The sequence below is a fragment of the Nostoc sp. CHAB 5715 genome (assembly GCF_020829685.1).
Lineage (GTDB): Bacteria > Cyanobacteriota > Cyanobacteriia > Cyanobacteriales > Nostocaceae > Nostoc.
The window spans coordinates 1-9,538 of the sequence record NZ_JAIVFR010000182.1 but is presented as its reverse complement, the minus strand read 5'-3'; the positions used below and the strand labels follow the sequence as shown (position 1 = coordinate 9,538).

Here is a 9,538-nt window from a genome sequence, read left to right as displayed (position 1 = left end):
ACAAAGGCTACAAAACTCAATACCATCACCATCAGGCAGGTCTGCATCCAAAACTACCAGTGTTGGTTGATGGCTTAAAAATACTTCCCTTGCTTGATAAATGCTGGCAGCTTGATGCACACGGTATTCCAGTTGTTGCAAGTGCCAACCCAACAACGACCTCAGATGGGGATTCCCCTCAATGATTTCTATACAAACCGAACCCACAGTGGCAAGACCCCTTAGCGTCGATGACTTTCAAAGTAACAAGCTCATCTCTAAGGTTTTGTAGCCTTTGTTACTTCAATTGCTATCAACTTTACATTTCCTCATAAAAAGAGTGGCAACATCATTAATCTATGCCTTGCCTATAGGCGATTAGAAATATCTTTAAATTTTTATTAAATTTTTTCAAAGTATTGTTAAACTTATGAAAAGTTCTTCTAACTTAACACTCTGCTTTTAGCATGGATATCATTTGCCAAAAAACTATAGCCTAAGCAGCTAGCTATTACCACAACAGTTTTTTAGCTTAATAATAGTTGATTATATTTTGCAGAAATTAGTTCCTATACCCACGAATATATCACCAATAAAATTGGGCTGTTGAGTATGAAAATCATAAAAATAACTTAGCAGATAACTATAATCGATGTTTTCTGGAATAGGATTAAAGTAGGTTGTAGTTGCTGGGAGGGTACTGCCCAAAGTAGATGTGTTGACTTTGAGTTTATGTCAAAGTGAAATTACAGTTCACATTTGAGCGTAAATCATTTACAATTCTCATTCCAAAGAGTTTAATACAGCAGTTATGCTCCAAGACACACAAACCATCCGCTATTACCAAAGACTCACCGACGCCTTCGCCGAGTTATGGAATCGCGGTTATCGCACGGATGACATGCGGATGTATTTGGATGGATATCTAGCCGCATTACGACATGGCAACATTCTTGAACCTATCCTGATTCATCGCTTAGAAGAGGAAGCCAGCCGCTACTTGTACGATGGATCAAATTTTGCAGTACCGCAACCACAGCCATTACGCGATTACTACTAAGTACTATTTACTTAGTCATTGATAGTAACCGTTAATTACCGCAGATGATCATACCATATTATCTATATTAGTCAACTGGTACTGTGGTGTGAGATGTTGTAAGATATTACGATTCAATTTATCAAAAAAGTTCATTTTTTTTGTTTAAAAAAGAGTTATTAGTCATTAGTCATTTGTCATTTGTCATTTGTCTTTCGTCCCCGTGTATTTGCATCTTTGCGTCTCCATGACCATAGTTTGTTTATGAAAACATTGATTCTGTTAATTCAGTACCTCCAGCTTTCCGTCCTAATCGAGAGTGAATTACTACAAATAAGATAACCATCGGCACTGAGGCAAAGTGAACGATTCGCAATGCTTGCCAATTGCCAAAGAAATCCACAATCCAGGGAAATTGAGCAGGTTTATACATTCCTATTCCTGTAAATAACGCCAACAGCAAGATAGGAATAATTGCTGTATAGGCAATCCGATGCCAAGCATAAACTAGACGTTTGGAATTTTGACTTTTTTGTAATGCTTTGAAGTCATTGACACCTACAAACCGATGTCGCCAACGTCGGGTAATTAAAATGTATATTCCATACCACAAGAGATTCAACGAAAATAGCCACATTGCTGCAAAATGCCAATGTCTACCTCCTGCGAGCCAACCTCCTAAGGTAAATATCACAGGAATGTGCAAACCTGCACGTCCACCAAAAACAGGGTTGGCGTTGTAAATTTGTAGTCCACTGGTGAGCATGATAAATAGACTAATGATGTTACACCAGTGGAAAATTTTGGCTCCTATTGCTTGAGTGGGTGGCTTCCGAGTTTGAGAGGGGGTCAAAGTCATAGATTTTGACTGATAAAATTTGTTGTTTATCTGTCTTGAGTAAATAGTCCAGCAAATTTGGGGATGGGCATTACTTACCTTTATTCTCCCATCCTACGTTTCAGTATTCTGACATTATGCGATCGCTGAAATTGCTCTGCTTGTTGATTGTGCAGATCAAAGCCGCTTTACAAGACATCTTAAAAAATATGTCGGAGTCATACCCAGGATGTTTTTAAGGAAAAATTAGAACGGCTACATCTGGAGGTTTGGGAAGTCCTAAATTATGAAGCAGTAGTCCTTTAACGATTGCTGTTACAGCAGTCTGCTCGTAATAACACGATAAATTGCATTCCATCACTCCCTCGCTCAAACGATTGCTGATGCTCGAATCCCAATTTCTGCCATACCCGTATCGCACGCTTGTTGAATGCTGCGATGGTCACTCGAAACACTTTTGGCTTAAATAAACTGTCTGCAAATTCCAATACGGCGTTGGCATACTCAGCACCCTTTCCTCGTCCGGTCAAGTCAGGGCGAATCCCCATGCCAATATCCAACGCCTGATCACGGTAATCACCACCAGTGACCTGTCCATCTTGTCCAAAAGAACAATAAGCTACCAACTCACTATTTTCATCCGCAATGCTGTAGAAGGTATTCTGGGGGTGCAGAATATGTTGTAGTAGATTAGCTTCCTCCTCTGAGTAGTTGTATAAATCGTAGGGTGGCTCATATCGCCAACTTAGGATTGTGTGTGCATTACTCTCATTAATTAGGTGAAACCTGAACATTACTTACTGTGCTGTTTGTACTACCCTGATACTTACCTAACCCTAACTTTCAGATACGCTCACTATAACTCTGCGATACGAATCTTGATAGCAAGAATGCAACGGCCGCCTTGTTAATGATGCATCAGCTTGTAAAAATTAACACCTCCTGCCCTCTGCCTCGTGCCTCCTACCCAAGGTTAATTACCTAAAAGCTGTAATTAGTGCTTGCATTGATGCTTTTTTCCCTAAGGTAGATAAACCGACCGTGATTGTTGTTGATCAATCCTCTATTCATACCAGTGGTATTATTCTTGATAAACTTAAAGAATGGTCAGAACGTGGTATTACTATCTTTCAATTACCCCCCTATTCACCTGAGTTAAATTTGATTGAAATTTTATGGCGGTTTATCAAGTATCAATGGATTGAAATTGATGCTTACAAAAATTGGCAAACTTTTGTAGTATCTGTGGAAAATATTCTCCGACAATTTGGTAAAAATTATGTAATTAATTTTGTTTAGCTACTTAGTTTAGTTAATGCTGCTGAGGAAGTACTCTATTAAGCAAAAAGAAAAGAACGCGATGTTTACGAAGGGTTATGCGATCGCGTTAGAGTTTAATATAGAAGTTATCATCAAGTAAGGAACTTGAGTCATGGCTAGTGCGACTATCACGAGCAAAGGACAAATAACTATCCCTCAAGAAATTAGGGATTATCTTCATCTGGATACTGGTAGTAAAGTTGATTTTGTCATTGATGAAAATGGAACAGTCAAACTGATTCCCCTAAATGTTCCTATTCAAACTTTATCAGGGTTTTTACACCGTCCGGGAATGAAAAGCGCAACTTTAGAAGAAATGGAAGTAGCAATCCAAGAAGGTTCAAGTGATTGGACTTGATACAAATATTTTAGTGCGTTACTTGACAAAAGATGATGAAAAGCAGTGGAAGCAAGCTGCTGAAATTATCGAAAGGGAAGAACAATGTTTTGGGGTGCATCCCAGTTTTTATTTTGCTCTTGAGAATAACTGTCATTGCGTTCGCGCAGCGTCTCGTAGAGAGGAGGAACGACGAAGCAATCTCATGGACTCGTTTTGAAGAGAAGAATTTTGCGATTGCTTCGTTCCTCTCTTCGAGACGCTACGCGAACGCAATGACATGTAAAAAAGTGGGATGCTCCCAATGTTTTGTTGCTAATATAGTTCTCTGTGAATTAGTTTGGGTTTTGCGCGGGAACCCTTATCAATTTAGTAGGGAAGAAATTAGTAACACCATAGACTTGATGCTGCAATGTTCAGTGTTTGAGTTAGAAAATCGCTCTGTAGTTTATCAAGCATTACAACGATTTAAGCAGGGAAGTGCAGATTTTTCTGACTATTTAATTGGTGCGATTGCTCAAGATTCTGGTTGTAGTTTAACAGCAACTTTTGACAGAAAGCTGAGAAACGAAAAAGGATTTGATTTATTTGAGTAACGCTCATTTCTAAACTAAGCGATCGCTTGTCGATTTACATTTCTTTTCTAGAGCGATATCTCTGACAAGCTACGCCTACACCTTTACAATACCATCATTCCACCTCCGAACTCGGAATTGGAGGCATATAAAAGGCGATGCTAACATCAACTTCCCAGAGGTTAACTGACATCGGCGGGTTTTGACATAGAGAAACTGGATGCACTTAAGGAATACAACTTATGATATTTGAGATAGCATTTAACGCATCAAAGCATGAATTCCTTCACAGAACAAATTTTAAGATGATGGAATAGCCTTTAAAGTTCGCCAATACCAGTAATTGATATAGCTTAGTGAGGTAAAGTTTTAGCGATCGCCTGTAGATTTACACTTGAAAGTAGAGCGTAGACGCTTCATCGGCGAAACACCATCATTTAACATAAGATTAAACTGGTAGTACAACACGAGATTTCATGGCGATAAGGTTTATTTTGAGCGACTATGTTGATCGAGCGATCGCCCAAGCAATTTATGACAAGTTAGAAGATGGTACATTTGCAGGTAGAATTCCTGTTTGCAAAGGAGTGATAGCTTTTGCATCAACTTTGCGCGAGTGTGAGGATGAATTACGCTCAACACTGGAAGACTGGATTTTGCTTGGGCTAAAGCTGGGACATTCTCTACCAGTAATTGATAATATTGACCTCAACAAGGAGCCGACTCTTGAGCCGATGGATACCCTGTAAGCGTCGGGATTTTATGAAGAAATTACGACGGATTGGGTTTGAGGGACCTTATTCTGGAACAAGACATCAGTTTATGGTTTACGGGGAATCTAGAGCGATGTCTAAGACGGGCTATGACGCTCGAACGCAAGAGCGTGCCGTAGGCAAGACTCGCTAACCATACGTGTCAACTTAACGTAAAAGCCATGTCCCGCAAGGAACTGAAGTTCCTTGCTAATAGCGAAAGTCATCTAAAGATGACTAAATATAGCCAAAAATCTTTAGTCTACTTTAGTAGACTTTAGCTATTAGCCTTGAACTTTAGTTCTAGGCGGGTGAGGAAGCCAACAGTTAAGCTATCTAATAGCTTAAGTTGACACCAATGCTCGCTACCGCAACTCTTGGAGACGCACTCGCGTTCGCTATCGGCGTCGCCTCTTCTAACTTGAAACACTAGGCTTCATCTTGATATTCTTTGACTTTGGCATATAAACTGGCAACTGTTTCTTCAGCAAACAGTTTTTCTTTAAGTTCCAAATAATCGCCTTCACCTAGTTTACAAGCTGCCCAAAATTTCATTACCTTCAATAGTTCTAAGTGGCAGTTAAAAATTAGGTAATAAACCCGCTTGTTTACATATTTCATTAGCAGTAATACGATCAATGGTGCGATGCCGTTTTACAGGAAGAGTTTTTACATCATTAGTATATATAGAATGATTTCCTCCTTCCCTTAATAAATAAAAGCCATTTTGTTCTAAGTATTTAATTAGCTCTTTTCGTTTGACTGACACACTCAAATCTCTATAGGAATTGGTTCGAGCAAAGAACCACCTGTGGGAATTTCTTTATTTTGTTGACGATAGGCAAGAACCATTTCTTTCGTTGCATCTTGTAACATAGCTCTACATTCTTCTATGGTTTCTCCTTCTGTAATGACTTCTTGCCATTCAATGAGTTGTCCCATATATCCGCTATTAGTTTTTGTATATTTGGCAGTGTATGTAATTAACATTTCTGTGTTGGTGAGGATAATTATATGATTGATCGTAGCTGATTTTTTGTTGCGGGGGCTGCATCTCTCTATTATTCACAACCATATAAGTGCGATGCCAAAGGCGGGCTACGCCTACGCACTCATTCATCTCTAAACCAGCATAGGCGATCGCTTGTCGATTTACACTTCTTTTCTAGAGCGATCGCAAGCAAGCTTTCGGCTCAATGATATACCAAAATGAATACGTAAATTACTCAAATGAGAAAGCAAACTGGGGTTTGAGAAAGTAAAAGCTGATTTTGCTTGCGGAAAACACTAAAATGAGAAAGCAAACTGGGATTTGAGAAAGTAAAAGCTCCTTTTGAGTAAGTAAAAGCTTATTTTACTTGCGGAAAACACCAAAATGAGAAAGCAAACTGGGGTTTGAGAAAGTAAAAGCTGATTTTGCTTGCGGAAAACACTAAAATGAGAAAGCAAACTGGGGTTTGAGAAAGCAAAAGCTGCTTTTGAGTAAGTCAAATGCCATTTTGAGTAAGTAATCAGGCATTTTTACTTAGTTCAATATGAATTTTAGTATAGGCGATACCTTCGGTGAGCTTCGCTAACGCGCTTTTCAGTTTTATCACGGTACGCTTTGCACAAAACCGTCTATTCTTGATTTGAGGAGGGGCGATGCCTGCGGCGGGCTTCGCCTACGCGCAGATTCGCACTCTACACAATGACACTGATGCGCTCAGGATTTTATCTAAAAGGCGATCGCTTGTGGGTTTAAAATCAAAAATAGAGCGCTAGGCTTTACAATATCATTGCACCTCAAAACGATGAAAAAGATTTTGGAGCGATCATTTATGTTAGGTCTGGAGAGAATTACATTTTACCCTAGCATTATGGCTGGACAAGCTTGCATTCGCGGGATGCGAATTCCAGTTTCTTTAGTGGTAAATTTGGTAGCTCATGGAAAGCCTATAGAAGAAATTTTAGAAGAATATCCTGATTTAGAAGCAGAAGATATTCGTCAATCTCTTCTTTATGCAGCGTGGTTGACTCAAGAACGGGTTTATACCTTCAAAAGTGCTTAACCTCATCATTTCACCTCAGCGTTTTATTCTGGGGATTGTTGACTATCTCCATCTTGATATTCTTTGATTTTGGCGTATAAACTAGCAACTGTTTCTTGAGCAAACAGTTGTTCTTTCAGTTGTAAATAGTCAGTTTCACTTAGTTTACAAGCTGCCCAAAATTTCATTACCTTCGATGGTTCTAAGTGGGTGAGTAAAACCTTCATTACTTCTTGTAAATTTTTTTGTTCATTAATAACTTTAATTTTCATTTTATACCTCAAAGATAAAATTATTTGGGTTGATAACTATGAGTGATAAATTCTGACATCGGTTGATTAATCTCCTGTCACAAGTGATAAAATAATCACTTTGAGAAGCTTCCGCACACGCTACATAAAGTGCATCTATAGATTTAATACCAAGTTGTTCAAGTTGTTCTGCTCTGTTTCTAATATTTTCATCTACTAATACTCTCAAGGTGGCTATTTGTAAGTATCGCTCCATTGATTGCTGATTGACAACAAAAGGGTTACGGCCATTTTCATATTCTAGTACTGAAGAACTAACTAGTTCTATTAATCTTGCTTCTACCATTTGTAAAATTAAGATAATAGCTTGTGTTTCCAGAAATATTTTTGGCTGTGTTTGGTCGTCAAATGGACGATTATAAATACTGGTATCTAGATAAACCCTGGTCATATAGCTTTTTGTAAAACTTTCTCTAAAAAAAAGCGAACGCAATTATATTCATCTCTCAACTTTCACAGGTGTAGGCGTAGCCGGTCGTTCGCGTAGCGTCTCGCAGAGAAGACATCGCTTGTGATTTTACCATCTACACAAGAGCGATATCTCTGACGGGCGTAGGCATAGCCCATATAAGTAAAATGATACTGATGTTAACTGTGGGTTAGCGATCGCGCAGCATTCCCCAAGAAATTTTACTAAAGCGATCGCCTTTACAACACCATCATTCCACCTCAGAACACGAAAGTCCGAGTTTGAGCGATCGCACTTTTCAGTTTTATCACGGTATGCTTTTCATAAAACCTGTAAATTTGTAGCTCCATGTAGTTTATTCTGGATTTGAGGCGAGGCGATCACGAAGACTTGCTAGATTTTCATGACACTTGACAGTGCGGGAATGATTTACCCCTAATCGTTGCTCAAAAATCTCCAAAGCTTGCAAATACAACGGTTCAGCTTCGGTGTAACGTCCTTGTAAGTAGTAGAGTTTTGCCATATTGTTGAGGCTAGAGGCTACATCTGGATGTTTTTCTCCCAGCAGTTGACGCCAGAGTGCCAAAGCTTGGATTAAAAGGGGTTCGGCTTGGCTGTATCTGCCTTGGGAAAGGTAGAGTATCGCTAGATTGTTGATGCTTTGTGCGATATTTGGATGTTCTTCTCCCAGCAGTTGACGCCTGAGTACCAAAGCTTGGATGTAAAGGGGTTCGGCTTCGCTGTATCTGCCTTGAGAGTCGTAGAATGCCGCTAGGTTGTTGAGGCTAGAGGCGACATCTGGATGTTCTCCTCCCAGCAGTTGACGGCTGAGTGCCAAAGCTTGGATGTAAAGGGGTTCGGCTTCGCTGTATCTGCCTTGGGAGTCGTAGAATAACGCTAGGTTGTTGAGGCTAGTAGCGACATCTGGATGTTCTTCTCCCAGCAGTTGACGCCAGAGTTCCAAAGCTTGGATTAAAAGAGGTTCAGCTTCGCTGTATCTGTCTTGGGAGTAGTAGAGTAACGCTAAGTTGTTGAGGCTAGTAGCGACATCTGGATGTTCTTCTCCCAGCAGTTTGCGTCTGAGTTCCAAAGCTTGGATTAAAAGGGGTTCGGCTTCGCTGTATCTGCCTTGGGAGTCGTAAAGTCTTGCTAGGTTGTTGAGGCTAAGTGCGACAGATGGATGTTCTTCTCCCAGCAGCTTGCGGTAGAGTGCTAAAGCTTGAATTAAAAGAGGTTCGGCTTCGCTGTATCTGCCTTGGGAGTCGTAAAGTCTTGCTAGGTTGTTGAGGTTAAGTGCGACAGATGGATGTTCTTCTCCCAGCAACTTGCGCCGGAGTGCTAAAGCTTGGATGTAAAGGGGTTCGGCTTCGCTGTATCTGCCTTGGGAGTCGTAAAATGCCGCTAGGTTGTTGAGGCTAACTGCGACAGATGGATGTTCTTCTCCCAGCAGCTTGCGCCAGAGTGCTAAAGCTTGGATGTAAAGGGGTTTGGCTTCGCTGTATCTGCCTTGATATCTGTAGAGTCCCGCTAGGTTGTTGAGGCTAGTGGCGACATCTGGATGTTCTTCTCCCAGTAGTTGACGCCTGAGTGCCAATGCTTGAATAAAAAGGGGTTCGGCTTCGCTGTATCTGCCCTGGGAGTTGTAGAGTAATGCTAGGTTGTTGAGGCTTTCTGCAACAAATGGGTGTTCCTCTCCTAAACGTTTTTTGGCAACTTCTAGACATTGCTTATACCAAGGTAAAGCTTGGTCATACAACCCTTGACCATCGTAAAATAGAGCGTTACCGATAAATACTCCAGTTAAATTATTATCGTTGACGTAAAAGTGCCAAAGCTTGGATTAAAAGGGGTTCGGCTTCGCTGTATCTGCCTTGGGAGAAGTAGAGTGACGCTAGGTTATTGAGGCTAGTGGCGACAGATGGATGTTCATCTCCGAGCAGTTGACGCA

At 40.4% G+C, this 9,538-nt stretch carries 16 protein-coding genes and 2 pseudogenes; 7 read left to right on the top strand and 11 right to left on the bottom strand.

Translation table 11 applies throughout. The features are described 5' to 3' along the window. Window positions 1-207: response regulator (locus tag LC574_RS12300; protein ID WP_229453777.1), on the bottom strand; the 207-nt coding region annotated here is incomplete at its 3' end. Window positions 208-790: 583 nt separating this feature from the next. Between LC574_RS12300 and LC574_RS12295 the strand changes: the two genes are divergently transcribed. Beyond that, window positions 791-1,039, top strand: a complete 249-nt coding sequence (locus LC574_RS12295) for a DUF6761 family protein (RefSeq protein ID WP_229453776.1) — start codon at window positions 791-793, stop codon at window positions 1,037-1,039. Between the two features lie 241 nt (window positions 1,040-1,280). Here LC574_RS12295 and LC574_RS12290 read toward each other — a convergent pair whose 3' ends face one another. Next, the gene (locus tag LC574_RS12290) at window positions 1,281-1,877 is read right to left on the bottom strand and encodes a cytochrome b/b6 domain-containing protein (RefSeq protein ID WP_229453775.1); all 597 of its coding nucleotides are present in this window, start codon (window positions 1,875-1,877) and stop codon (window positions 1,281-1,283) included. 281 nt (window positions 1,878-2,158) lie between these two features. Continuing rightward, the gene (locus LC574_RS12285) at window positions 2,159-2,650 is read right to left on the bottom strand and encodes a GNAT family N-acetyltransferase (protein WP_229453774.1); all 492 of its coding nucleotides are present in this window, start codon (window positions 2,648-2,650) and stop codon (window positions 2,159-2,161) included. A 196-nt stretch (window positions 2,651-2,846) separates the two neighbouring features. On the opposite strand from LC574_RS12285, the pseudogene LC574_RS12280 reads away from it, so the two are divergent. From LC574_RS12280 to LC574_RS12260, 5 genes and pseudogenes are all read left to right on the top strand, one after another. Beyond that, window positions 2,847-3,155: pseudogene (locus tag LC574_RS12280) on the top strand (transposase); the annotation flags it as partial. A 133-nt stretch (window positions 3,156-3,288) separates the two neighbouring features. Further along, window positions 3,289-3,534, top strand: a complete 246-nt coding sequence (locus LC574_RS12275; RefSeq protein ID WP_229453773.1) for an AbrB/MazE/SpoVT family DNA-binding domain-containing protein — start codon at window positions 3,289-3,291, stop codon at window positions 3,532-3,534. Then, window positions 3,521-3,733 carry a hypothetical protein gene (locus tag LC574_RS12270; protein ID WP_229453772.1) on the top strand — a complete coding sequence of 71 codons (213 nt, stop codon included), beginning with the start codon at window positions 3,521-3,523 and terminating at the stop codon, window positions 3,731-3,733. Before LC574_RS12275 ends, LC574_RS12270 begins: the two co-directional genes overlap by 14 nt. 55 nt (window positions 3,734-3,788) lie before the next feature. Next, complete coding sequence (locus LC574_RS12265) at window positions 3,789-4,109, top strand: PIN domain-containing protein (RefSeq protein WP_229453771.1); 321 nt, start codon at window positions 3,789-3,791, stop codon at window positions 4,107-4,109. A gap of 473 nt (window positions 4,110-4,582) precedes the next feature. Then, a complete protein-coding gene (locus LC574_RS12260; RefSeq protein ID WP_267871505.1) occupies window positions 4,583-4,837 on the top strand; it encodes a type II toxin-antitoxin system HicB family antitoxin in 255 nt (84 codons plus the stop codon). 280 nt (window positions 4,838-5,117) lie between these two features. Here the strand turns inward: LC574_RS12260 and LC574_RS12255 are convergent, their stop codons facing one another. Genes LC574_RS12255 through LC574_RS12245 form a run of 4 tightly spaced genes read right to left on the bottom strand, consistent with a single transcriptional unit; the run spans window position 5,118 to window position 5,830 of the window. After that, a complete protein-coding gene (locus LC574_RS12255; protein WP_229453770.1) occupies window positions 5,118-5,270 on the bottom strand; it encodes a hypothetical protein in 153 nt (50 codons plus the stop codon). Beyond that, the gene (locus LC574_RS37960) at window positions 5,270-5,395 is read right to left on the bottom strand and encodes a hypothetical protein (protein WP_267871504.1); all 126 of its coding nucleotides are present in this window, start codon (window positions 5,393-5,395) and stop codon (window positions 5,270-5,272) included. Before LC574_RS37960 ends, LC574_RS12255 begins: the two co-directional genes overlap by 1 nt. Before the next feature lie 25 nt (window positions 5,396-5,420). Then, complete coding sequence (locus tag LC574_RS12250; RefSeq protein ID WP_229453769.1) at window positions 5,421-5,609, bottom strand: type II toxin-antitoxin system HicA family toxin; 189 nt, start codon at window positions 5,607-5,609, stop codon at window positions 5,421-5,423. A 2-nt stretch (window positions 5,610-5,611) separates the two neighbouring features. After that, on the bottom strand, window positions 5,612-5,830 hold the full coding sequence (locus tag LC574_RS12245; RefSeq protein ID WP_229453768.1) for a type II toxin-antitoxin system HicB family antitoxin: 219 nt from the start codon (window positions 5,828-5,830) through the stop codon (window positions 5,612-5,614). An 830-nt stretch (window positions 5,831-6,660) separates the two neighbouring features. Here LC574_RS12245 and LC574_RS12240 point away from each other — a divergent pair. Next, on the top strand, window positions 6,661-6,891 hold the full coding sequence (locus LC574_RS12240) for a DUF433 domain-containing protein (protein WP_229453779.1): 231 nt from the start codon (window positions 6,661-6,663) through the stop codon (window positions 6,889-6,891). Between the two features lie 23 nt (window positions 6,892-6,914). On the opposite strand, the gene LC574_RS12235 is transcribed toward LC574_RS12240, so the two are convergent. The 4 genes and pseudogenes from LC574_RS12235 to LC574_RS12220 form a co-directional block, all read right to left on the bottom strand. Next, window positions 6,915-7,142: a hypothetical protein gene (locus tag LC574_RS12235; RefSeq protein ID WP_229453767.1), complete on the bottom strand. Its 228-nt coding sequence runs from the start codon at window positions 7,140-7,142 to the stop codon at window positions 6,915-6,917. A gap of 1 nt (window position 7,143) precedes the next feature. Continuing rightward, a complete protein-coding gene (locus LC574_RS12230) occupies window positions 7,144-7,614 on the bottom strand; it encodes a PIN domain-containing protein (RefSeq protein WP_229453766.1) in 471 nt (156 codons plus the stop codon). Window positions 7,615-7,945: 331 nt separating this feature from the next. Further along, window positions 7,946-9,412, bottom strand: a pseudogene (locus LC574_RS12225) (tetratricopeptide repeat protein); the annotation flags it as partial. Beyond that, window positions 9,399-9,530 (bottom strand): tetratricopeptide repeat protein, encoded by a 132-nt coding sequence (locus LC574_RS12220; protein WP_229453778.1) that lies wholly within the window; start codon window positions 9,528-9,530, stop codon window positions 9,399-9,401. The pseudogene LC574_RS12225 and the gene LC574_RS12220, both read right to left, overlap by 14 nt. Between the last annotated feature and the right edge of the window lie 8 nt (window positions 9,531-9,538).

Bases quoted from the DNA above. Each gene is read 5' to 3' on its own strand.
- LC574_RS12245 (WP_229453768.1), bottom strand. From the start codon at position 5,830: ATGTTAATTACATACACTGCCAAATATACAAAAACTAATAGCGGATAT.
- LC574_RS12240 (WP_229453779.1), top strand. From the start codon at position 6,661: ATGTTAGGTCTGGAGAGAATTACATTTTACCCTAGCATTATGGCTGGA.
- LC574_RS12265 (WP_229453771.1), top strand. From the start codon at position 3,789: ATGACATGTAAAAAAGTGGGATGCTCCCAATGTTTTGTTGCTAATATA.
- LC574_RS37960 (WP_267871504.1), bottom strand. From the start codon at position 5,395: ATGAAATTTTGGGCAGCTTGTAAACTAGGTGAAGGCGATTATTTGGAA.
- LC574_RS12275 (WP_229453773.1), top strand. From the start codon at position 3,289: ATGGCTAGTGCGACTATCACGAGCAAAGGACAAATAACTATCCCTCAA.
- LC574_RS12290 (WP_229453775.1), bottom strand. From the start codon at position 1,877: ATGACTTTGACCCCCTCTCAAACTCGGAAGCCACCCACTCAAGCAATA.
- LC574_RS12285 (WP_229453774.1), bottom strand. From the start codon at position 2,650: ATGTTCAGGTTTCACCTAATTAATGAGAGTAATGCACACACAATCCTA.
- LC574_RS12235 (WP_229453767.1), bottom strand. From the start codon at position 7,142: ATGAAAATTAAAGTTATTAATGAACAAAAAAATTTACAAGAAGTAATG.
- LC574_RS12295 (WP_229453776.1), top strand. From the start codon at position 791: ATGCTCCAAGACACACAAACCATCCGCTATTACCAAAGACTCACCGAC.